Origin of the sequence: Duffyella gerundensis, assembly GCF_001517405.1 — a bacterium.
GTDB lineage: Bacteria > Pseudomonadota > Gammaproteobacteria > Enterobacterales > Enterobacteriaceae > Duffyella > Duffyella gerundensis.
The window spans coordinates 584,534-606,727 of record NZ_LN907827.1 but is presented as its reverse complement, the minus strand read 5'-3'; the positions used below and the strand labels follow the sequence as shown (position 1 = coordinate 606,727).

The following is a 22,194-nucleotide window of genomic DNA, read 5'->3' as shown; positions in this document are numbered from 1 at the left end:
ATTAAGTTGCGGTGAGGGCTTTCGCACTCTCAATAAATTGGCTGATCGTCAGGTGAAATCGATGCCAGCAGACGCGCCTGCTCGTCATTCGCGGAAGAGAGCGCTTGCGCTACCTCAATCGGTTGTTCAGCCGCCGGTTGATCGATATCCGGCAGCTCCAACATGGTGTTTGCCAGCGCGGTGCCAGGGAGTGGTTCGGCATCGCTAAACAAGGTTGGTAGCGTGATGTTCAACAGATCGCTGGCACTAAACGGCAATGCCAGGGTATCGGGAACAGGATCCGGGCGCAGCGGCGGTAAGGGGGCAATTGTATCGATCTCAATATCCCAACCGGCTTCCGGAATACGGGCGGTAAGCGGCTGGGTGTCGTCACCGAAAGCCACCCGGAAATTATGATCGCCTTCAGCCAGCGCTTCTGGTGGGGTGTATTCCCAGTTGCCACTCTCCTCAACAAGGAAGGTGGCCAACAGTTCAGCTTCGTCATAGAGATAAACCATTTCACCCGCTACGCCGGTACCACGAAAGGTGGGCTGGTTGTCATTGATCAGGCTGCCTGGTAACTGGTTGCCGATATCCATCGCAATATCGTCATGAACCTCGTCGAACGTGCTGTTGCGTGGCAGTGGTAGATCGCCTTGCACAATGATGGTCCAGCTTTCTGACGCTTCAGACTGGTTTCCGGCGCGGTCTTCACTGACCACGGTAATGATGTGATTGCCTGCCTCAAGCGCATCACCTTCTGCGGGCTGAAAGCTCCAGGTGCCGTCCTCGGCTACTTTTACGCTACCAATCTCTTTTTCATTATCAAAGATGCGAATAATGGTATCCGCTTCGGCACCGCTGCCGCTGATTACCGGACGCGTCTCGTCGGTGGTGCCACCCGCGGCGATAGGGCCGGTTTCATCACCGGTGTTATCTTCAATGCCGCCAATAGCAGGCTGCGCAGGCGCTTCGGTATCAAGGTTGATTTCAATCGGATCAGATTTAGCAGATTCACGGCCAGTGGTGTCTTTTACGACGGTTTCAACGATATATTTGTCGTCATCCAGCGGTGCTTCAGGAATAAACTCCCATTTGCCATTTTCAACGACAACCGATCCCACTACTTCATCATTGATAATGATTTCAACGATTTGTCCATCTTTCAGACCTTCACCGCCGAACACCGGCTGTACATCTTTTAGCCAGCCGCCGTCTTCAATGCGTTTCGGTTCATCACCACTGCGATCCTCGATATAGCCGATGCCGTTGTTTTCAGGAGTCTGCGTGTCGACGATCACTTCAATCGGTTCAATTTTGCCTGACTCATTGCCCGCCGGATCGGTAATCACGATTTCGATCAGGTGTTCGCCTTCACCAATTGGTTTCTCCGGACGGAATTCCCATTTGCCATCATCCCCGACGACAACCGAGCCGATGACTTCGTCATCAACGATAACTTTAACGATATCGCCCTTCTCCTGGCCTTCGCCGCCAATGCTCGGACGTGCATCGCTGGTACGACCATCTTCACCGATCGGCCCGGTTACCGCGCCCTCGTTATCTTTGATGTAGCCAATACCCTGATTTTCCGGCGCCACGGTATCAACAATGATCACGTAAGGGTCAGAAGGCAGCGATCGGTTGCCTGCCGGATCGGTCACCACAACGGTGAAGCTGTGGCTGCCATTGCCCAGGGCTGCCGGAGTGTAATTCCACTCGCCTGACGCCGTTACCAGCGCATTACCAATGCGTTTGCCATCCAGCCAAATTTCTACGGTCGAGCCGGGTTCTGCTTTGCCGACCATGGTTGGCGTGGTGTCATCGGTTGAGTCACCGGAGGCGATGCTGCCGCGTTTGCTGCCGACGTTATCGATCATGTCGCTGATGCTGCCTTTGGCCGGTGCGGTCAGATCAAGGGTGAAATCGATCGCTTCCCCTGCTTCGCTTTTATTGCCGTCTGCATCACGTTCAATCGGATAAATACTGTGCTTTCCGGTGGTTAAGGCTTTCTCTGGCGTAAAGCTCCAGCTACCGTCGTCGTTGACTTTGGTTTCGCCGAGTTTGGTTGAACCGTCCCAGATTTCAATGGTATTGCCTGGCGTTGCACGACCAGTAAACTCAGGGCGCGAATCGTCGGTGGAGCCGCCCGCAGGAATCGGTCCGGTAACGCTACCGATGTTATCAATCGCCGCACTCATGACCGGTTTTTGCGCCGGTTTGTCAGTGCCGCCATCGGCGCCTTCACTGCCGCTGCCGCTGCCGCTGCCGCTGCGGCTTTTATCGCCGCCGCTGTCTTTGAACTGCTCTTTTGCAACCATGTAGCCGAGGCCCGTCGCAGCGATGATTGCCGCCAGGCCACCCAGTGCCAGCAGAGCCGGTGACCAGGCAAAACCGGCCGCTGGCTCGAGGTTATACAGGCTGTCGCCCATGGTTTCCGCGCCGAGTGCCAACGCTGACGACTCACCGTCAGCCAGCACCGCTGCTTCGTGATCGCTTTCACCATCGGTGGCGATAAACGGATGGTATTCGCCATCCTCGGCAATACCCGCCAGTTCGCCTGGCTTATCGAAAAAGCCTTCGATAATCAGCTGCGGCTGATCGAGGTCGGTGCCTTCCAGCATCACCAGCAGATTTTTGCCAGCGCGCTTAACGGTAATATTCTCCGGTGCCACACCATTCTGTTGCTCGGCGAGCAGGTATTTTCCGTTGGCAACGGCTTTGATCTTAACCGGTGCGCCTGTCTTGGTGGTGCGCAGTACTTCTGCTTTGGTCACCGTCTTGTCCGCGATGACCGCGACGCTTACTGGAGTAGCATTCATGAATAACCCTTACGATTGTTAAACCGAACTGCGTCGCAGGCTCAGCGCGCAGAACTTCCCTGGTTGAACCACAACCCACATGGTTCAAAATTTTTTCGAATATTTGCTGAATACGGACGAATCGCTTATCAGACCTGTCTTGTTCGGCAGAAATATTTTGCGGGAAGCAAAGGTTAAATAATTAACAAGCTATTGTTTTTGATAAAATTAATGGCGCTTACTTTACTGAAATTAAGCGCCAGCAGCGGGCAAAAAAAAGGGGGTTCAGGGGGGATAAGCTAAAGCAGTTTGCTGGCGTCGATTTTCTGCTGCAGGAAATCCAGAAAGCAGGTGATGCGCGAAGAGAGGGTTGAGTTGCGATAATAGACCGCGTTGACCGGCAGGCGAACATCGCGCGTTTCTGCTTCTAACACCTGTACCAGCCGCCCGTTAGCGACATCCTGATGCGTAACGAAATCGGACATGCGAGCGATGCCCTGGTGCGCCAGTACCAGCTGACGAATGGTTTCCCCGCTTGATGCTGCCAGATCCGGTTTGATGTGCAACAGCTCGCCTTCCTGGCGCCAAATCGGCCAGGTATTATGCGGCTCGGCCTGCGTAAAGCCGATCAGGCGATGCTGTGCCAGCTCCTCCACACTGCGCGGCGTACCGTGCCTGGCCAGATAAGCGGGCGTTGCCATCAGCCGCAGCCTGCTACAGCCCAGCGAACGCGCACGGATGGAAGAATCGCGCAGTTCGCCAATGCGAATAGCGATATCAGTTTGCTGCTCCAGCAGATCGATCAACACATCATCGGTGTTCAGTTCCAGCTGAATCAGCGGATAGGCTTCGGTAAATTCCGCCACCAGCGGCACAATCACATGCAGCATAAACGGCGTCGCTGCATTGACGCGCAGTCGCCCGGCAGGCATTTCCCGGCGCTGGGCAATTTGCTCTTCCGCCTGCTCCACCGACGCCAGAATCTGTCGTGCGTGTTCGAGGAAAATGGTGCCCTCTTCGGTCAGCGCCAGCCGACGTGTGGTGCGATGCAGCAGCGTGGTTTGCAGCTTACTTTCCAGACGGCTTAACGCCCGGCTGATGCCAGAACTGGTTTGATGAAGCTGCTCCGCTGCGGCGGTAATCGAGCCGGTATCCACCACGGTGACCCAGGCGCGTAGCTCTTCAAGCGTAATTTTCACGGCACATCCTTTCAGGCAATAAATAACAACGATTTTCAAGACCGGACTTACAGGCAGGCGCTGAGCGTTATGTTTCAATGCGCGCGTTTTCAACCTTCAGGATAACGCAATGATTCGGCAAAAGCGCCAGGCCGTTCAGGCCGATAGCGCACTCAGGGAGATTCAACAGCTGATCGATCGCGGTGATTATGCGACCGCACGCAGGAAAATTCGCAGCCGGCTGTTGTTTAGCCGCGCCAGCACTCCTCTGCTACATGAAGCAGCGCGGCTGGAGCGACGCGCAGGCAATCTTAAGGCCGCCATCAGCTATTATCAGCGCCTGTTAGCGCTCTCGGCGCATGACGCGGGCGCGTTAAACGGTCTCGGGCTCACCTGGTACGACAGCGGCGACTGGCAACAGGCCGAAAGTTATTATCAGCAGGCGTTGCGGGTGCTGCCCGATTACGCGGCCTGTCTGAACAATTACGCTATTTTGCTGCACAAACAATTCAGGCATCAGGAGGCGATCGGCTGTTACCAACGCCTTTTGACGCATGATCCCCATTATCGTGAAGCCGCCTATGGTCTGAGCACGGTTTATGCGCATACCGGCCAGCTGGATGAGGCAGCTACGCAGCTACGCGGCCTGTTACAGCAGCAACCGGAAGAGCCGCGCTGGCAAAATACGCTGGGCATGGTGTTGCTGCGTCAGGGCGAATTCAACGAAGGCTGGCGGCGCTATCAATATCGTTATCATGCCGCCAATCCCGACGCCTTTTTCCGGCTGCCCGCACTCACCCAGCCCTACTGGCAGGGCGAGCCGCTGAACGGTAAAACCATTGCTATTCTGTGTGAACAGGGGCTGGGCGACATTATTCAGTTCAGCCGTTATGTCACCCGGCTGAAGCGGGAAAAGCAGGCAGCTGAGGTTGTTTTTCTCGGTCGTCCTGAACTGCACGCTCTGCTGAGCACCCTGCCGGATATCGATCGCTGCCTGACCCATTTTGAAGAACTGAACGGCGTGGCGTTTGATTGCTGGTGCATGCAGCTCGATCTGCCAGCCTGGTTTCTGACCCAGGATCCTTTTGGCCCGCTGCCGCCGCTGTTTCAGATTGAAGCGCACCGCCTTGCGCAATGGCAGCTGTCGCAGAAGAGTGAAGCGTTGCAGGTTGGCGTGGTGTGGAAAGGCAATAGCGCCCATAAGAATGATGCGCAGCGCTCGCTGGCGCATTTCAACCAGCTGGCGCCGTTATGGCAGGTGCCGGGCATTCGCTGGGTGAGCCTGCAAAAAGGCGCCGGGGAAGAGGAGGTGCTGCCCTGTGCGGCTACGCAACCCGCGCTCGCGCTCGGACCGCGTTTCCACGATTATGCCGATACGGCCTCAGCCATTGCGCAACTGGATCTGGTTATTAGCGTCGATACGTCGGTGGCACACCTGGCGGGCAGCATGGGCAAACCCTGTTGGGTGATGGTGCCCGGTATTGCGACTGACTGGCGCTGGACGGCTGGCCGCGAAGATTCACTGTGGTATCCACAGATGCGTCTGTTTTATCGTCATCAGGATGAGGAATGGACGGCGGTGATTACACGCATCGCCTGCGCGCTGGAGACGTGGGTAAAGCAGCAATAAAAAAGGGCGACCTGCGTCGCCCTGATTTTAGACTTCGATTTCGGCGGTATCGCCTTTTTCCTGTAGCCAGTTGCGCCGATCTTCCGAGCGCTTCTTGGCCAGCAGCATATCCATCATCGCTAACGTCTGATCGATATCCTCATCGCTGATGGTTAACTGCACCAGGCGACGCGTATTGGGATCCAGCGTGGTTTCACGCAGCTGCATCGGGTTCATCTCACCCAATCCTTTGAAACGCTGTACGTTTGGCTTACCGCGTTTACGCTTGAGCTGCTCAAGAATGCCCGCTTTCTCCTCTTCGTCCAGCGCGTAGTGCACCTCTTTACCCAGATCGATACGGTAAAGCGGCGGCATTGCCACGTAAACATGGCCGCCTTTCACCAGCGAACGGAAGTGGCGCACAAACAGCGCACAGAGTAGCGTGGCAATGTGCAGGCCATCGGAGTCAGCATCGGCAAGAATACAGATTTTGCCGTAGCGCAGCTGGCTCATATCTTCGCTGTCGGGATCGATACCGATAGCCACCGAGATATCGTGCACTTCCTGAGACGCAAGCACCTCATCCGACGACACTTCCCAGGTATTGAGGATCTTGCCCTTGAGCGGCATGATCGCCTGAAATTCGCGATCGCGTGCCTGCTTGGCCGAGCCACCTGCAGAATCCCCTTCCACCAGAAACAGTTCGGTTTTATTTAGATCCTGCGCGGTACAGTCAGCCAGCTTGCCCGGGAGTGCCGGACCGCTGGTGAGCTTTTTACGCACCACTTTTTTCGCGGCACGCATGCGGCGCTGGGCGCTGGAGATTGCCAGTTCTGCCAGTTGTTCAGCAGCCTGCACGTTTTGGTTTAGCCACAGGCTAAAGGCATCTTTCACCACGCCGGAGACAAAAGCGGCGCACTGCCGTGAAGAAAGGCGTTCTTTGGTCTGGCCAGCAAACTGCGGATCCTGCATTTTTACCGACAGCACGTAGGCGCAGCGATCCCAGATATCTTCTGCCGAGAGCTTCACGCCGCGCGGCAGGATATTGCGGTATTCACAGAATTCACGCATCGCATCGAGCAATCCCTGACGCAGACCGTTCACATGCGTGCCGCCCTGCATAGTGGGAATCAGGTTAACGTAGCTTTCCGTCAGCAGTTCGCCGCCTTCTGGCAGCCAGAGCAGCGCCCAGTCAACCGCTTCAACATCACCGGAGAAGCTGCCGACAAACGGCTGCTCAGGCAGAGTAATCAGGCCGTTGACCGCTTCCATCAGATAATCAGTCAGGCCATCTTCATAACACCAGCGCTGCTCGGTGTTATTGAGCTTGTCCTTGAAGACAATCTCCACACCGGGACACAGTACCGCCTTGGCCTTTAACAGATGGCTCAGACGCGAGACGGAAAAGCGCGGGCTGTCAAAAAAGCTGCCATCCGGCCAGAAATGCACGCGCGTGCCGGTGTTGCGTTTGCCAACGGTGCCGGTAACGTGCAAATCCTGCACCTTATCGCCATTTTCAAACGCCATTTCGTAGACTTCGCCATTGCGGCGCACGGTCACTTCCACGCGCGTCGACAGGGCGTTAACCACCGAGATACCGACGCCATGCAGGCCGCCCGAGAACTGGTAATTTTTATTGGAGAATTTTCCGCCTGCATGCAGCCGACAAAAAATCAGTTCAACCGCCGGGACGCCCTCTTCCTGATGGATATCCACCGGCATACCGCGTCCGTCATCAATCACTTCCAGCGACTGATCGGCGTGCAAAATGACCTCGACGCGCTTTGCGTGACCCGCTAACGCTTCGTCGATACTGTTGTCGATCACTTCCTGCCCTAAGTGGTTAGGACGCGAAGTGTCGGTATACATGCCCGGACGACGCCGTACGGGCTCTAAACCGCTGAGTACCTCAATGGCATCAGCGTTGTAGCTGGATTGAGTCATCGTAACAATCTGATTAAAGGAGAAATGTGGGTTAACCTTTTTTGGCGGCGTGGATCAGGCGTGCTTCAGCCCGATAAAGTCCAGGATTGCCGGAAAAAAGCGTTCGAATCCGATAAAAGCATGGTTGCCCCCCTCTTCAACCGTCTGGCGGCAGGATGCGTAGTAATGCAGTGCCTGGCGATAATCCAGCACTTCATCACCTGTTTGTTGCAGCAACCAGAGAAGATCGGGTGATTCAAGCGGTTCAATCTGCATGACTTTCAGATCGTAAATGTGGCGAGACTCTAACACATATTGCTGGCCGGTGTAGGGGTTCTGATTGTCGCCCAGAAAACCGTTTAGCAGCTCAAACGGACGTACCGCCGGATTCACTACCACAGCAGGCAGCATGAAGCATTGCGACAGCCAGGTGGCGTAATAGCCGCCCAGCGATGAGCCAACTAAACCGATTGGCTGACCAGCACGCGCCAGCACCAACGACTCCATTAATTCCGCTGCCTCAGCCGGGAAAGCGGGCAGCTGCGGCACTACCATTTCTATCTCAGGATGATGTTCCGCCAGCCACGTCTGCATCTGCGTCGCCTTGGCCGACTGCGGCGAACTGTTAAAGCCATGCAGGTAAAGAAGGGTTGCCATCACTTAGTATCCGTCAGAGTCGAGGTCGGGGCTGAACGCCTGCGTCGCCAGCCGCTTAACCTGAGTGCTCAGCGAGCCATCAGCGTAGAGTTCCAGCAGCCGCCAGCCTGGCGCAAGGGAATCGATAGCAAAATTGGTGCAGTGGGGCTTGAACTGAACGCAGGTTGAGGGCGAGGCCATGACGCGTCGACCATTCCATTCCACGTCCAGATCCTGATGAATATGTCCGCAAAGCAGATTTTTCGCCTGCGGATAACGCTGCAACAGCTCGTCGAGCATGTGCGAGTTGCGCAAGCTGTGCTGATCGAGCCAGGTGCAGCCCGACGGCAGCGGATGATGATGCAGCAGCACCAGCGTATGGCGATCGGGCACCGCGGCGAGCGCGTTATCCAGCCATTCCAGCTGATAGTCGCTGAGCATGCCGTGCGGCACGCCGGATACCTGACTGTCGAGCAGCACCAGCTGCCAGCTGTCGCCCAATAAAATTTGTTTGGCGTCGTTAATGGCTGCGGCCGCTAACGTCTCAAACATCACGGGCTGAAAATCATGGTTGCCCGGCAGCCACACGCAAGGCGCGCCGAGACGGGCAACGCCATCAGCAAAGTGCTGATACGCTTCGGTAGAGTGATCCTGAGCCAGATCGCCGGTCGCGACGATCAGATCAAACGCATCCTGCTGGGCGCTGATGGCGTCCAGCACCGCATTAAAACTGTCCCACGTGTTCACGCCTAATAAGGTTTCATGCTTACCCGCAAACAGATGAGTATCGGTGATTTGTAGAATCCTGATGTTGGCATGGCTCGTCACAGCAAGAGTTAGCAGGCTATCCAAAGCGTTTCCTTAGTTCCACCTCAAACTTTAGATGGCATGCAGCGTCAGGCTGGCACCGCCATCGCCCCATGCGCCAGGCAGTAACGCAGCCAGTCGGCAAGGAATTGATTGATCTGATGCTTTTCATCACGCTGATGCAACTTTTTATTAGGATAATCATAGCGTGCTTTAAAGCGATAGATCTGCTGCGTTGAACACACTTCAGCAACCATCGCATCGTGATAAAGTCTGACAGACATTGAAGGCAGACTCCAGTAACTCACGGCCGGTGCAGTTTGTTTCACTTCCACCAGCGTCGTGTAACGGGTGGACTCAAGAACGGTAATGCTGTAACGGGCGCCGTTAACCTGATAGCTCACCGCCGCGCCCGCTTCATCGTTGCGTGGCAGCAAACGCCGCAGCTGCGCGAAATTGGTTTCGCACAAGCGCATCATTTCGGGAAAGTCAGGCGTATAGCGCTTGGTCATGTTGGATTCCACTCTTTTTTTAGTCTCTCATGGTGCAGTTCAAGCCATTGCAAGGCAATCACCGAAGCCGCGTTGTCAATTATCCCCTCTTCCACCCATTGGTAAGCCTGCTGGCGACTGACCACATGCACGAGAATATCCTCATTCTCCTCCTCCAGACCGTGGTTTCCCTCCGCCACGCTGGCATCCACTTCGCCTACCATTACCGATAAACGCTCACTGGTGCCGCCAGGGCTGGCCAGATAATTAATCACCGGTTGAATACGATTGACCTGCAGACCAGCCTCTTCCATCGCTTCGCGGCGAGCCACGTCTTCCACGCTTTCGCCGGGTTCAATAATGCCAGCAACGAGTTCAAGCAGCCAGGGTGTGGCGCTGGTGTCATAGGCGGGAATACGAATCTGCTCGATCAGGACCACTTCATCACGACGAGGATCCCAGGGCAACAGCACGGCAGCATGGCCGCGCTCAAAAACTTCGCGCTGTACTTCGTTGCTCATCTGGCCGTTAAACAGGCGATGACGAAAGCGGTAGCGCGTCATGGAAAAAAAACCGTCGTAGATCGACTCGCGTGCAATAATTTCTACATCGTTTTTCGAGAAAGTCACAGGGGATTTTTTACTGTTGCTCATTGTCGGCCCTCGTTCCATCAGTTGGGGATGCTATCGCGAAATTCAAATCACATTCGCGTCATTGTCTGGTTCTTTCTGAATTATTTACGTAAATTAAGGCGAGATGGCACTTTCAGCCAACTTAACAATTCATCAGTCTCTGGTAGAATCGGCGATTATTTTTTTGGTCTCCAGCAGCGCTACCATGGCAATTTGGCTGCACCACAAGGAATGCAAATGAACAAACTGCTCCCATTAGTAATTGGCCTGAGCCTGGGTGGCTTTAGCGTTGCGAGCCAGGCTGAGAATCTGTTACAGATTTACCAGCAAGCACGCATCTCTAACCCTGACTTACGCAGTTCCGCGGCTGACCGCGATGCGGCATTTGAAAAGATTAATGAAGCCCGCAGCCCGTTGCTGCCCCAGCTTGGTTTGGGTGCTGATTATCAATACGCCAGCGGTTATCGTGATAGCAGCGGCCTGCATTCCAATACTACAAGCGGTTCATTACAGTTAACGCAGACAATATTTGATATGTCAAAATGGCGTGCGTTGACCCTGCAGGAAAAAACCGCCGGTATTCAGGATGTCACCTGGCAAACCGCGCAGCAAAACCTGATGTTAAATACTGCTACCGCCTATTTCAACGTACTGCGCGCCATCGATACGCTTTCCTACACCGAAGCGCAGAAACAGTCGATTTATCGTGAACTGGATCAGACCACTCAGCGTTTTAACGTTGGCTTAGTGGCGATTACTGACGTGCAGAACGCCCGTGCGCAATATGACAGCGTGCTGGCTAACGAAGTGACAGCGCGTAATGCGCTGGATAACGCGGTTGAGACACTGCGCCAGGTAACCGGCAACGACTATCCAACGCTGGCGTCGCTGAATATTGATAATTTCAAAGCGACGAAACCACAGCCGGTGGCCTCTTTGTTGAAGGAAGCGGAAAGCCGCAACCTCAACCTGTTGTCAGCACGTCTGACGCAGGATTTGGCACGCGAGCAGATTCGCCTGTCAGAAACGGGCCATATGCCGACGCTGGATTTAACCGCGTCAACCGGCCTGTCGAACAGCAAATATGGCGGCAGCCGTGCGAATCAGGGTGCTTCATCCACCGACAGCATCACCGGTTCCAACCAGGTTGGACTGAGCTTTACCCTGCCACTGTACAGCGGCGGTTCGGTAACTTCTCAGGTTAAGCAGGCACAGTATCAGTATGTCAGCGCCAGCGAGCAGCTGGAAAGCGCGCATCGTTCAACCGTGCAAACCGTGCGCTCATCGTTTAACAACGTTAATGCCTCTATCAGCAGCATCAATGCTTATCAGCAGGCGGTGGTGTCCGCACAGAGTTCACTGGATGCCAGCGAAGCGGGTTATCAGGTCGGTACACGCACCATCGTTGATGTGCTTGATGCTACTACCACGCTGTATAACGCCAAGCAGCAGCTCTCCAACGCACGTTATGATTACATGATTAACGAGCTCAACATTAAATCGGCGCTTGGCACGCTGAACGAGCAGGATCTGGCGGCACTGAACAATCGTCTTGGCAAAGAAGTGTCCACTACACCTGAAGTGGTTGCGCCTGAAAACAGTGCTCAGCAAACCTCAGCCGATCACGGTACGCCAGCGGCTCAGCCGGTGAGCAATCGTCATCGTAACGTGGCTGCCAGCAACAATCCTTTCGCTAATTAAGCCGGTGGGGCAGCGCCTGCTGCCCCCCTTCTCATCCCAACGTATAGCTACGTAAAGATCCCCGCCCGTTCTGCGCTTCCTGCTTCAATTATCAGCATGCTTAACCTATCCTACCCATTAACCTTTGGGCACAGGAGAAACATCATGAAACGGACAAAAACGATTAATTACGCCTCTTTTCGCAAAAGCTGGAGCGCGCGACATTTGACGCCGGTTGCGCTGGCGGTGTCGGCGGTGTTTATGCTGGCTGGCTGTGAGCAGGCCGATGAAACGGTTTCGATGTATCAGAATGCTGACGACTGCAGCAAGGCCAATCCAGGTCAAAGCGCGCAGTGCACCACCGCTTACAATAGTGCGCTGAAAGAAGCGGAAAAAACCGCGCCGAAATATGCCTCGCGTGAGGATTGCGTGGCGGAGTTTGGCGAGGATCAATGTAAGCAGGCGCCGGCACAGGCCGGAACCAACGCGGAAGCGCAGCAGAGCGGCAGCTTCTGGATGCCATTAATGGCCGGTTATATGATGGGACGTATGATGGGCGGCGGCGCAGGCTTTGCTCAGCAACCGCTGTTTTCATCCAAAAACCCGGCCAGTCCGGCTAATGGTAAATTCGTTGATGCCAGCGGTCGCAACTATGGCAATGCCACGTCAGGCCGTACTATGACCGTGCCTAAAACTGCGCTGGCACCAAAACCTGCGACCACCAACACCGTGACACGTGGCGGCTTTGGCGAAAGCGTCGCGAAACAAAATTCGATGCAACGCAGCAGCGCGACCAGCACTGGCAATCGCTCGTTTGGAGGCTAACGGCTGATGAAACGCATCGCTATTGAGCCACGTTCAGACTGGCGCGAGAAAGCAACCGAATATGGCTTTCGTTTTCACACCATGCATGGCGAGCCCTACTGGTGCGAAGATGCTTATTATCAGTTTACGCTTGGGCAGATCGACTATCTGGAAGAAACCACCGCTGAGCTACATCAGATGTGTTTGCAGGTAGTGGAGAAAGTGGTCGCCAGTGAAGCCCTGCTGGAAAAGTTTCGTATCCCAAAACACACCTGGGATTTCGTGCGCGATTCATGGCACAGCCGCCAGCCATCGCTCTATTCGCGGCTCGATCTGGCGTGGGATGGTGAAGGCGATGCGAAGCTGTTGGAAAACAACGCTGACACGCCAACGTCGCTGTACGAAGCGGCTTTTTTCCAGTGGATCTGGCTGGAAGATCAGCTGAAGTCGGGCCGCTTAACTGCCGGCAGCGATCAGTTTAACAGCCTGCAGGACAAGCTCATCGACCGCTTTAGCGAGCTGCATCAGCAGCATGGTTTCAACCTGCTGCATTTTGCCTGCTGTCGCGACACAGATGAAGATCGCGGCACGGTACAGTATTTACAGGATTGCGCCGCAGAAACGGGATTGCCCAGTGAGTTTCTCTATATTGATGAGATTGGGCTGGGTGAAAGAGGCCAGTTTACCGATGTGCAGGATCAGGTCATCAGTAACCTGTTCAAGCTCTATCCGTGGGAATTTATGCTACGCGAGATCTTCTCCACCAAACTGGCCGATGCGGGCGTCCGCTGGCTTGAACCGGCATGGAAAAGCATTCTCTCCAACAAAGCGCTGCTGCCGATGTTATGGCAGATGTTTCCCAATCATCCTAACCTGCTGCCCGCCTGGTTTGCCGACGATGACAACGTGCCGCACATGGATAAGTATGTGATCAAGCCGCTGTTCTCACGGGAAGGCGCCAATATTCGCATTATTGAAAACGGCAAAGAAATTGCCCGTGTCGATGGCCCTTACGGTGAAGAAGGCATGATCGTGCAGCAGTTTCATCCGCTACCGAAGTTTGGCGACAGCTTTACGCTGATCGGCAGCTGGCTGGTAAACGATCTGCCTGCCGGGATTGGTCTGCGTGAAGATCGTGATCTGATCACGCAGGATCTTTCCCGATTCTATCCGCACGCCTTCATCGACTAACTCAGCGGTTTTGCTTGCCGATTACCACGGAAAGCATGCTAATTGCGCCCATCACGATGCCGTCAATGGGCATGCTGATGGGTTCATGCTCATAACGTGAACCCAGCACGTACAGCAGCGGCAGAAAATGTTCTGGCGTGGGATTAGCGAGCTCCGCAGCCTGATGGTGTTCGAAGTTAATCAAAGGGTGCTCTTCGCCCTGCCAGTCGAGATGCTCTTTGACATACTGATTGAATGCCGTTGCCCATGGCCAGGCCTCAGCATCTTCTTGCCAGCGCATTTTGCGTAGGTTGTGCACCACGTTGCCGCTGGCGACGATCATATAGCCCTCATCACGTAATGCCGATAGCCTGCGTCCGATAGCAAAATGCGCGGCAGCTGGCTGTGTGCTGTCGATACTGAGCTGCACAACCGGGATATCTGCCTGAGGATACATTTTTATCAGTACGCCCCAGGTGCCGTGATCCAGTCCCCAGCGTTGGTCCAGTTGCACTTCCAGCGGTGATAACGCCTCGGCTATTCTGGTGGCAAGCTGCGGCGATCCCGGCGCTGGATAGTGCGTATCAAATAGCGCCTGAGGAAAACCGCCAAAATCGTGAATGGTGCGCGGATTTTCCATGGCGGTAACAGCGGTGCCTTTGCCATACCAGTGTGCGGAAATGGCGATGATGCCTTTTGGACGCGGTAGCTGCTGGCCAAGCTGCTGCCAGCGGGCAGTAAACAGATTCTCTTCCAGCACGTTCATGGGGCTGCCATGACCAAGGAATAAGGCGGGCATACGATCTGTATTCACGTTAATTCTCCGGGGGAGCGGTCGCTCTGTATACACAGATTACGTGGTTTGGTTTCACGATGAACCCGGATTAACGTGACAAACTCCATCAATAAATTTGACGCAATATTGCCGACATTTCTTTACGCGAAAAGACTCGATTTTTGTAGGGTCTCCGTATAATTTAAACAATTATCATTATCATCTATGGAGCCAGAAATGTCAGTGCCACTGCTTCTGACTGTATTAGCCGGAGCCGCTACTTTTATCGGCGCACTACTCGGTGTAATGGGGCAAAAGCCCTCTAATCGCCTGCTCGCCTTCTCGCTGGGCTTTGCCGCGGGCATCATGCTGCTTATTTCACTGATGGAGATGCTGCCTACCGCATTGCATACTGTCGGCATGCCGCCTGTGCTCGGCTATGGCATGTTTTTAGTTGGCCTGATTGGTTATTTCTTGCTTGATCGCCTGTTGCCGCATCAGCATCCTCAGGATCTGATGGATCAGAAAAAGAAGCCGCAGAATATCAGGCGCACCGCCATTTTATTGACGCTGGGCATCAGCCTGCATAATTTTCCCGAGGGCATCGCCACTTACGTTACCGCCAGCAGCGACATGGAACTGGGTCTGGGTATCGCGCTGGCAGTGGCGATACATAATATTCCTGAAGGTCTGGCGGTGGCCGGGCCGATGTATGCAGCAACGGGCTCCAAGTCGCGCGCCATTTTCTGGGCCTGTATTTCCGGTCTGTCAGAAATATTAGGCGGCGTGCTGGCTTTCGCCTTGCTGGGTCCGATGGTGTCGCCGGTGGTGATTGCCGCCATCATGGCCGCTGTGGCCGGAATCATGGTTGCGCTCTCCGTTGATGAGCTTATGCCGCTGGCAAAAGAGATCGATCCTCACAGCAACCCAAGCTATGGCGTGCTCTGTGGTATGACGGTGATGGGATTCAGCCTGGCGCTGCTGCAGAGCAGTGGCATAGGTTAAGACAAATCTCGATAATTTTAAGACAGCTTTTAATTATCAAAGAGTTAATAACCGCCATTTTTATTACAAGACAGGTCTTGTGACCTGTTTTTTGCTGCTTAATTACACTCCTCTTCCGTTGATTCTGATAAAAAAACACGGAAAAGGTATGTTACTTCAAGGAGCTATTTTGTGCCTTGCGCTGAACATTTATCATGAAGCGCGCGGCGAACCAGAACTGGGGCAGATTGCCGTTGGTACGGTCACAATGAATCGTGCTAACTGGGAGGTTAAAGAGATTTGCCCGGTGGTTTATGCACCCAAACAGTTTTCCTGGACCAACTTTAAAAAACGCCTCGACGTTAAACCGTCAGATAGCGATCCCAGCTGGCAACGCGCTCAAAGACTGGCGCACCGTATTGTGCATGGCGAACTGGAAGATGTGACCAACGGTGCCACCTATTTTCACAATCATCGGGTAAAGCCGTACTGGCGTAAGACTTTCCAGCGCACCATGGTCATTGGTAACCATACTTTTTATGCGGCACGGTAAAGCGGCAAAAAAAATGGCAGCCTCTGTAAAAGGCTGCCATTGCGAATGGGTCAGTCGTTAGCTGGCGTGGCGTGTTTCACGGCTGCGGCGGTAAGCCACTAAATCTTCGATAGTTACGACCGGCATATTATGCTGCTTCGCAAACACGATTGCTTCCGGCGCATGCGCCATGGTGCCATCGTCATTAGTCAGTTCGCACAGCACACCTGCCGGTTTGAAGCCTGCGAGCGTAACCAGATCGATGGTTGCTTCAGTGTGGCCACCGCGCGTTAATACGCCACCCTCACGGGCGCGCAGCGGAAAAACGTGGCCTGGGCGATGCAGATCGCTGGGTTTAGCGTTATCAGCAATAGCCGCACGAATAGTGGTTAAGCGATCCTGAGCAGACACACCGGTGGTCACACCTTCAGCAGCTTCGATAGTCACGGTAAAACCGGTGCCGAATGAGCTGGTATTGTTCTCGACCATCATAGGCAATTCAAGCTGTTGACGACGCTCTTCATTCAGGCAGAGACAAACAATGCCGCTGCCGTGGCGAATCGTCAGTGCCATTTGCTCAACGGTCATGGTTTCTGCGGCGAAAATCATATCGCCTTCGTTTTCGCGGTCCTCGTCATCGAGCACCATAACGCCCTGGCCCGCACGCAACGCGGCCAAAGCATTTTCCACACGCTGTTCCGGCGTGCCAAATTCAGAAAGAAGCGTCTGATTCATGGTAAATAAACCTTTAGTATGAAATGAGTTACCAGAATCAGGGCGTGCTTAGGAGTGTGTCTGCGGCGACAAAACAATAACATGAGGCGAGCACAGGCTCGTCAGAAATCGTTACCCTCTCCCATCCGGACTTTAACCGTCGGCCCCGGAATCACACCGGATCTGCTGACCTTCAGACAGAGCCTGAAGCGCTCGCGGGCTTTCAGCACAGAAGCTGATTTACCGCCGGTGGGGAATTTCGCCCCGCCCTGAGAATAAGCAAATTTACTATAACGCCAAACATCTGGACGGGCAATCAACAAAGCCGCAAAAGCTTATGCGCTGCGGATGCAATGTTTTGGGTTTATCCTTTTGGATTCAGGCATTACACTTAGCAGAGTTGTGTCTGTCTTGTGCGCACAGAAAGAGAATTATACCTGCCCGACACGAGCAATAACGTGCGCTTTACTGATAGGCGACACAACGCACTGGCTGTCCGTTTCGCGGGACGCATTTCAGCAGGATGCCGCAGCTGCCCTCAGGCTCGGGCGACATCTTCTGTTTGCGCCTGGCCGTGATAACCAATTTTCGGGCTGTGACGCTGCTGAATTTCATGGCAGAACGCAGCTTAATACTTATATGCGATCAGGAAACCGCCATGATTGACTCAAAAAAAATTGAACAACTTGCTCGTCAGGTTCACGAAGCGATGCCTAAAGGCATTCGCGATTTAGGCGACGACGTTGAGAAAAAGATTCGCCAGGTTTTGCAGGCTCAACTGACACGCATGGAGTTGGTTAATCGTGAAGAGTTTGATGTGCAGACGCAGGTGTTGATCCGCACGCGCGAGAAACTGGCCGCGCTGGAACAGCGTATTGCCCAGCTGGAAAATCAGTCGACTTCCTCTGCACCTGTAGCAACCGCTGTGCCTGCGACCGCAACAACTTCGTCAACAGCCGCGCCTGTAGCTACCCCTGCACCTGCTACTGCAGCAACTGCGCCAGTTACCGCGCCAGTTACCGCGCCGAAGCCGGTGCACGAGCCAGACGCAAAGCCAGAAGAACCTAAGCAATAAGTTTTAAAAGCGGGAGGATCACCTCCCGTTTTCTCTGCAATCAGGATTTAGCGCGAATAGCCTTGATGATATTGGTCGTGGACAGACCATCCTCAAAATTCAGCACGCGCACCTCACCGCCGTTAGCCCAGACCTCTTTGCTGCCCGCAATATCTTCTGGCTTGTAATCTCCGCCCTTCACTAACAGATCCGGCAATACCTGTGCGATCAGTCGCTGCGGCGTATCTTCTTCAAATGCCACGACCCAGTCAACGGACTCCAGCGCGCCCAATACAATCATTCGGTTGATCAATGGATTAATTGGACGCTCTTCGCCTTTCAGACGCTTCGTTGACGCATCGCTGTTGACCGCAACAATTAGTCGATCGCCTAACTTGCGGGCATTGGCGAGGTAAGAGACATGGCCTGCATGCAGAATGTCAAAAATGCCGTTGGTCATGACCACTTTTTCACCGCGCTGACGCGCTTTTGCCACGGCATCCTGCAACTGCTCTTCGTTCATGACGCCAAAACCGGTTTCCGGACGGGCATGAATGGCATTCTCCAGCTCTACCGGTGATACGGTTGATGTGCCCAGCTTGCCCACCACCACACCTGCCGCCGCATTGGCAAGGAAGCAGGCATCTTCCAGTGAGCTCCCTGCTGCCAGCGATGCCGCCAGTACGCCGATAACCGTGTCGCCCGCACCGGTAACATCAAACACTTCCTGCGCCTGGGTAGGCAGATTGAGTGGTTCACGGCCTGGTTGTAAAAGCGTCATGCCATTTTCTGAACGCGTGACCAGCAGCGCCGACAGATCGTAGTCAGCGATCAGCGCCATGCCGCGCGTCACGATCTCTTCTTCGGTTTTGCACTTACCCACCACCGTTTCAAATTCTGAAAAGTTAGGTGTTAGCAGCGTTGCGCCGCGGTAGCGAGAGAAATCGGCACCTTTAGGATCCACCAGCACCGGTACGCCCGCTTCGCGCGCCAGCGCAATCATGGTTTGTACGTCGGCCAGCGCGCCTTTGGCGTAATCCGACAGCACCAGCGCCCCAACCGCAGGCAGTGCCAGGCTGATACGCTGATGAACAGGCGTTGGATCGACCCCTTCAAAGCCTTCTTCAAAATCAAGGCGGATCAGTTGCTGGTTACGTGACAGCACGCGCAGCTTGGTAATGGTTGGATGGGTGGCGATAGCCACAAAATCGCATTCAACGTTGACCTTGCGCAGGGAGTGATCGAGCGCCTGTGCAGCATCATCGACGCCAGTGAGGCCGATGAGACGGGAGCCGGAACCCAGTGCCGCGATATTCATCGCCACGTTAGCCGCACCACCCGGTCGCTCTTCAATATTTTCTACTTTTACCACCGGCACTGGCGCTTCCGGCGAGATACGACTGGTAGGCCCATGCCAATAACGATCCAACATAACATCACCAACCACCAGCACAGCCGCATGGTTAAACTCGGGCAGTGTTACTTTCATTCCAGATACTCCAGACTACAGTCAAAAATATTGCGCCGGATAATAGCACAGGCTCTTCATCCGGCGAGCATGGGGTTAAGCAGGTAATAACCAGCGCTGCCAGCTTTGCTGAACCTGCTGGCGCAGCGCCAGCCAGGCATCAGCAGCCACATGGCCAGGCAGTTCCTGCAGCGCCAGATGATGCAAAGTATCACGCAACGTCACGTAGGCGTGCGTTAGCGCCTGCGCTTCCTGTTCGTCCATTTTGCCGTATTGCGCCAGCAGTTCAAAAATGCGCACATTGTCGGACCAGCGCGTTAAGTTGGGCTCATCGGCAGCGTACAGCAGGACAAGATATTGTGTAATGAATTCAATGTCGGTAATGCCGCCTTCATCCGCTTTTAAATCCCAGCGTCCTTTGTGTTTACCGCCCAGATGCGCGCGCATTTTCTGACGCATTTCACGCACCTCAGTTTGCAACTGCTCCCCTTCACGCTTCAGGCACAGAATATCGCGGCGAATCTCATCAAAACGCTGGCGCAGCGTCTGATCGCCATACACTACGCGAGCACGTACCAGCGCCTGATGTTCCCATGTCCACGCCTCGTTGCGCTGATAATCATCAAAAGCGCTGAAGGTACTGACCAGCAGGCCAGCCGCACCCGATGGCCGTAGGCGGGCATCAACTTCGTACAGAATGCCCGATGAGGTACGCGTGCTAAAGAGGTGCATGATGCGCTGGGTCAGGCGCAGATAGAACTGACGAGCATCAATGCTGCGTTCGCCGATGGTTACCGCATCAGCTGGGCACTCATGCAGAAACACCAGGTCAAGATCGGAGCTGTAGCCTAATTCCCAGCCGCCGAGTTTGCCGTAGCCGATTACCGCAAAGCCGCGTTCCGCATCATCGTTAAGATGCGAAGGACGACCGTAGCGCTGAATCATCATGCTCCACGCCTGCTGAACCACCGATTCAATGATCGCTTCCGCCAGCCAGGTGAGATGATCGCTGACTTTCATGACCGGCAAGGTGCCAGCAATATCAGCCGCCGCAATGCGCAGCAACTGTGCCTGTTTAAACTGCCGTAGCGCTTCCAGCTGTTGCTCTTCATCGTCAGTGGGGATGCGCAGCAAATATTGCCGTAGCTCGTCGCGATAAGCGTCAGTGGCGGTGGGTTGATAGAGCGTGGCAGGATCGAGCAGTTCGTCCAGCAGCAGCGGATAACGCGCCAGCTGGCTGGCAACCATCGGCGATGCGGCGCAGAGCCGAATAAGGTGCTTCAGCGCGCCGTGGTATTCGGTTAGTAATTCAAGATAAGTGGTACGTGTGACGATGCCCAACAGCAGCGGTGTGATGCGTTGCAAGGCAACCGCCGCATCGTCGCGTACGCAAATCTCACTGAGCAGCCGTGGCACCAGCTGATCCAAAGACTGACGTCCACGTGGACCAATGGTGCGCTTATTTACATCCTGGCGGAAATCGTTGATGGTTTGCAGCAGACGATACCGAGCGTCTGGCATTAACTGTGGCGTCAGCGCAAGCACATCGTCGGCCTCCAGCGGCTCCTGCCACAGGGCAACGTATTCATCCAGCGCTTTGCCGTCGGCGATTTCTGGGGTGTCATCACCAATCAGTTCATCAAAGATGGCGCGCACGCAGGCCATATGATGGTTCAGTTGCCGTTGTAGTTCAGTCCAGTCGGCGCATGACATTGCCCATGCCAGACGCGCCTGGTTTAGCGCATCGGCTGGCAATGTTTGTGTCTGTTCATCGTTGATGCTTTGCAGAACGTTTTCGAGGCGGCGCAAAAAAAGGTAGGCTTCGCGCAGCGCGGTGACCTGATCGCCGGACAATAAATTTAGCGTTTCAATCGCCTGCAGGCACGGCAGCAAGGCGCGCTGTTGCAGGCTAAGTTCGCGTCCGCCGCGAATCAGCTGGAAAACCTGAACGATAAATTCCGTTTCGCGAATACCGCCGGCGCCCAGCTTAATGTTGTCGGTTAAGCCACGTCGCCGCACCTCACGGGCAATCATCGCTTTCATGTTACGCAGCGACTGAATCACGCTGAAATCGATATAACGACGGAATACAAAAGGCCGCAGCATCTGGCGCAGCTCTTCGCTCCAGCGATCGTCGCCACCGCCCATTAAGCGGGCTTTAACCATCGCGTAGCGTTCCCAGTCGCGTCCCTGCTCCTGATAATAATCTTCCAGCGCGGCAAAGCTCAGCACCAGCGGTCCGCTGTCGCCAAAGGGTCGCAAACGCATGTCGACCCGATAGACAAAGCCATCGATGGTCGGCTGATCCAGCACCTTGATTAGCCGCTGGCCAAGACGGGTGAAAAACTGGGCGTTATCAAGTTCACGCCTGCCGCCGCGCGTGCTGCCATTTTCCGGCCAGGTAAAAATTAAATCGATATCTGATGAAAAGTTGAGTTCACCCCCGCCCAGCTTGCCCATGCCCAGAATCAACAGCGGCTGCGGCTCGCCTTCTGCATTGCAGGGCGTCCCCAGGTCGGCGCAGCAGGCTTGCCAAAGCCAGTCGCGAGCGGCAACAATCACCGTTTCCGCCAGCGCGCTAAGCTGCTGCAAACTGTCTACCGTGCTGCACAGCGACAGCGTCTGCATCCAGGCGATGCGCACCAGCATTTCACGGCGAAACAGCCGCAGCTCGCGCATCAGGCCGTTCTCATCCTGAACAGGGTCCAACCGTTGTGCCAGCCATGCCGCATAATGCTGCCACTCAGCGGGCTGCGGCGGCTGATCGTCCAGCGCCTGCGCCCATTGTGGATAGTGAGCAAGGTTGTCCACCACAAAATCGCTGCCAGCAAACACCGCTTTTTGCCGATCGCTGAGGCTGTCCGGCTCTAACGCCAGACGCTCGGCTGCTTTACGCCACTGCTCCTGCAGCAACGGTGGCAAAGGAATAGTCATGATCCCTCCCTGAACAGAACTTC

18 protein-coding genes and 1 riboswitch are annotated in these 22,194 nt (G+C 54.7%); of the genes, 7 read left to right on the top strand and 11 right to left on the bottom strand.

All coding sequences use genetic code 11. From position 1 onward, the window contains the following. Positions 1–29: 29 nt before the first annotated feature. Positions 30–2,801, bottom strand: a complete 2,772-nt coding sequence (locus EM595_RS02760) for an Ig-like domain-containing protein (protein ID WP_067427646.1) — start codon at positions 2,799–2,801, stop codon at positions 30–32. A gap of 278 nt (positions 2,802–3,079) precedes the next feature. Next, positions 3,080–3,979 (bottom strand): LysR family transcriptional regulator, encoded by a 900-nt coding sequence (locus EM595_RS02755; protein ID WP_067427644.1) that lies wholly within the window; start codon positions 3,977–3,979, stop codon positions 3,080–3,082. A 109-nt stretch (positions 3,980–4,088) separates the two neighbouring features. Between EM595_RS02755 and EM595_RS02750 the strand changes: the two genes are divergently transcribed. Then, complete coding sequence (locus EM595_RS02750) at positions 4,089–5,588, top strand: tetratricopeptide repeat protein (protein ID WP_067427642.1); 1,500 nt, start codon at positions 4,089–4,091, stop codon at positions 5,586–5,588. Positions 5,589–5,615: 27 nt separating this feature from the next. On the opposite strand, the gene parE is transcribed toward EM595_RS02750, so the two are convergent. Genes parE through nudF form a run of 5 tightly spaced genes read right to left on the bottom strand, consistent with a single transcriptional unit; the run spans position 5,616 to position 10,077 of the window. Next, positions 5,616–7,511, bottom strand: coding sequence for a DNA topoisomerase IV subunit B (gene parE, locus EM595_RS02745; RefSeq protein ID WP_067427640.1), 1,896 nt, complete (start codon positions 7,509–7,511; stop codon positions 5,616–5,618). 54 nt (positions 7,512–7,565) lie between these two features. Further along, positions 7,566–8,147 (bottom strand): esterase YqiA, encoded by a 582-nt coding sequence (gene yqiA / locus EM595_RS02740; protein ID WP_067427638.1) that lies wholly within the window; start codon positions 8,145–8,147, stop codon positions 7,566–7,568. A 3-nt stretch (positions 8,148–8,150) separates the two neighbouring features. Then, positions 8,151–8,978, bottom strand: a complete 828-nt coding sequence (cpdA, locus tag EM595_RS02735) for a 3',5'-cyclic-AMP phosphodiesterase (protein ID WP_067427636.1) — start codon at positions 8,976–8,978, stop codon at positions 8,151–8,153. A 44-nt stretch (positions 8,979–9,022) separates the two neighbouring features. After that, positions 9,023–9,445 carry a DUF1249 family protein gene (locus tag EM595_RS02730; RefSeq protein WP_067427635.1) on the bottom strand — a complete coding sequence of 141 codons (423 nt, stop codon included), beginning with the start codon at positions 9,443–9,445 and terminating at the stop codon, positions 9,023–9,025. Further along, the gene (gene nudF, locus EM595_RS02725) at positions 9,442–10,077 is read right to left on the bottom strand and encodes an ADP-ribose diphosphatase (RefSeq protein WP_067427634.1); all 636 of its coding nucleotides are present in this window, start codon (positions 10,075–10,077) and stop codon (positions 9,442–9,444) included. The genes EM595_RS02730 and nudF overlap by 4 nt, the downstream gene beginning before the upstream one ends. 216 nt (positions 10,078–10,293) lie before the next feature. Between nudF and tolC the strand changes: the two genes are divergently transcribed. The 3 genes from tolC to EM595_RS02710 all read left to right on the top strand — a co-directional run bounded on the left by tolC (position 10,294) and on the right by EM595_RS02710 (position 13,731). Further along, the gene (gene tolC / locus EM595_RS02720; protein ID WP_067427633.1) at positions 10,294–11,757 is read left to right on the top strand and encodes an outer membrane channel protein TolC; all 1,464 of its coding nucleotides are present in this window, start codon (positions 10,294–10,296) and stop codon (positions 11,755–11,757) included. 144 nt (positions 11,758–11,901) lie between these two features. Then, positions 11,902–12,561: a DUF1190 family protein gene (locus EM595_RS02715; protein WP_067427629.1), complete on the top strand. Its 660-nt coding sequence runs from the start codon at positions 11,902–11,904 to the stop codon at positions 12,559–12,561. A gap of 6 nt (positions 12,562–12,567) precedes the next feature. Further along, the gene (locus EM595_RS02710) at positions 12,568–13,731 is read left to right on the top strand and encodes a glutathionylspermidine synthase family protein (RefSeq protein WP_067427627.1); all 1,164 of its coding nucleotides are present in this window, start codon (positions 12,568–12,570) and stop codon (positions 13,729–13,731) included. 1 nt (position 13,732) lies between these two features. Here the strand turns inward: EM595_RS02710 and ygiD are convergent, their stop codons facing one another. Continuing rightward, positions 13,733–14,524 carry a 4,5-DOPA-extradiol-dioxygenase gene (ygiD, locus tag EM595_RS02705; protein WP_067427625.1) on the bottom strand — a complete coding sequence of 264 codons (792 nt, stop codon included), beginning with the start codon at positions 14,522–14,524 and terminating at the stop codon, positions 13,733–13,735. 198 nt (positions 14,525–14,722) lie between these two features. Between ygiD and zupT the strand changes: the two genes are divergently transcribed. After that, on the top strand, positions 14,723–15,490 hold the full coding sequence (gene zupT, locus EM595_RS02700; RefSeq protein ID WP_067427623.1) for a zinc transporter ZupT: 768 nt from the start codon (positions 14,723–14,725) through the stop codon (positions 15,488–15,490). Between the two features lie 148 nt (positions 15,491–15,638). Beyond that, positions 15,639–16,022, top strand: a complete 384-nt coding sequence (locus EM595_RS02695; protein ID WP_067427621.1) for a cell wall hydrolase — start codon at positions 15,639–15,641, stop codon at positions 16,020–16,022. A gap of 57 nt (positions 16,023–16,079) precedes the next feature. Here EM595_RS02695 and ribB read toward each other — a convergent pair whose 3' ends face one another. Next, the gene (gene ribB, locus EM595_RS02690) at positions 16,080–16,736 is read right to left on the bottom strand and encodes a 3,4-dihydroxy-2-butanone-4-phosphate synthase (RefSeq protein ID WP_067427619.1); all 657 of its coding nucleotides are present in this window, start codon (positions 16,734–16,736) and stop codon (positions 16,080–16,082) included. 109 nt (positions 16,737–16,845) lie between these two features. Continuing rightward, a riboswitch (FMN riboswitch) is annotated at positions 16,846–16,996 on the bottom strand. 377 nt (positions 16,997–17,373) lie between these two features. On the opposite strand from ribB, the gene ubiK reads away from it, so the two are divergent. After that, complete coding sequence (ubiK, locus tag EM595_RS02685) at positions 17,374–17,790, top strand: ubiquinone biosynthesis accessory factor UbiK (RefSeq protein ID WP_067435098.1); 417 nt, start codon at positions 17,374–17,376, stop codon at positions 17,788–17,790. Between the two features lie 40 nt (positions 17,791–17,830). Here the strand turns inward: ubiK and hldE are convergent, their stop codons facing one another. Then, positions 17,831–19,258, bottom strand: coding sequence for a bifunctional D-glycero-beta-D-manno-heptose-7-phosphate kinase/D-glycero-beta-D-manno-heptose 1-phosphate adenylyltransferase HldE (gene hldE, locus EM595_RS02680; protein WP_067427617.1), 1,428 nt, complete (start codon positions 19,256–19,258; stop codon positions 17,831–17,833). A 75-nt stretch (positions 19,259–19,333) separates the two neighbouring features. Beyond that, positions 19,334–22,171, bottom strand: coding sequence for a bifunctional [glutamate--ammonia ligase]-adenylyl-L-tyrosine phosphorylase/[glutamate--ammonia-ligase] adenylyltransferase (gene glnE, locus EM595_RS02675; RefSeq protein ID WP_067427615.1), 2,838 nt, complete (start codon positions 22,169–22,171; stop codon positions 19,334–19,336). Between the last annotated feature and the right edge of the window lie 23 nt (positions 22,172–22,194).

What these genes read in the sequence shown, in the direction of transcription:
- parE (WP_067427640.1), bottom strand. Translation starts at nt 7,511, where the DNA reads ATGACTCAATCCAGCTACAACGCTGATGCCATTGAGGTACTCAGCGGT.
- EM595_RS02730 (WP_067427635.1), bottom strand. Translation starts at nt 9,445, where the DNA reads ATGACCAAGCGCTATACGCCTGACTTTCCCGAAATGATGCGCTTGTGC.
- EM595_RS02710 (WP_067427627.1), top strand. Translation starts at nt 12,568, where the DNA reads ATGAAACGCATCGCTATTGAGCCACGTTCAGACTGGCGCGAGAAAGCA.
- EM595_RS02715 (WP_067427629.1), top strand. Translation starts at nt 11,902, where the DNA reads ATGAAACGGACAAAAACGATTAATTACGCCTCTTTTCGCAAAAGCTGG.
- zupT (WP_067427623.1), top strand. Translation starts at nt 14,723, where the DNA reads ATGTCAGTGCCACTGCTTCTGACTGTATTAGCCGGAGCCGCTACTTTT.
- tolC (WP_067427633.1), top strand. Translation starts at nt 10,294, where the DNA reads ATGAACAAACTGCTCCCATTAGTAATTGGCCTGAGCCTGGGTGGCTTT.
- hldE (WP_067427617.1), bottom strand. Translation starts at nt 19,258, where the DNA reads ATGAAAGTAACACTGCCCGAGTTTAACCATGCGGCTGTGCTGGTGGTT.
- nudF (WP_067427634.1), bottom strand. Translation starts at nt 10,077, where the DNA reads ATGAGCAACAGTAAAAAATCCCCTGTGACTTTCTCGAAAAACGATGTA.
- EM595_RS02695 (WP_067427621.1), top strand. Translation starts at nt 15,639, where the DNA reads ATGTTACTTCAAGGAGCTATTTTGTGCCTTGCGCTGAACATTTATCAT.
- yqiA (WP_067427638.1), bottom strand. Translation starts at nt 8,147, where the DNA reads ATGGCAACCCTTCTTTACCTGCATGGCTTTAACAGTTCGCCGCAGTCG.
- EM595_RS02750 (WP_067427642.1), top strand. Translation starts at nt 4,089, where the DNA reads ATGATTCGGCAAAAGCGCCAGGCCGTTCAGGCCGATAGCGCACTCAGG.
- ubiK (WP_067435098.1), top strand. Translation starts at nt 17,374, where the DNA reads ATGATTGACTCAAAAAAAATTGAACAACTTGCTCGTCAGGTTCACGAA.
- glnE (WP_067427615.1), bottom strand. Translation starts at nt 22,171, where the DNA reads ATGACTATTCCTTTGCCACCGTTGCTGCAGGAGCAGTGGCGTAAAGCA.
- ribB (WP_067427619.1), bottom strand. Translation starts at nt 16,736, where the DNA reads ATGAATCAGACGCTTCTTTCTGAATTTGGCACGCCGGAACAGCGTGTG.
- EM595_RS02760 (WP_067427646.1), bottom strand. Translation starts at nt 2,801, where the DNA reads ATGAATGCTACTCCAGTAAGCGTCGCGGTCATCGCGGACAAGACGGTG.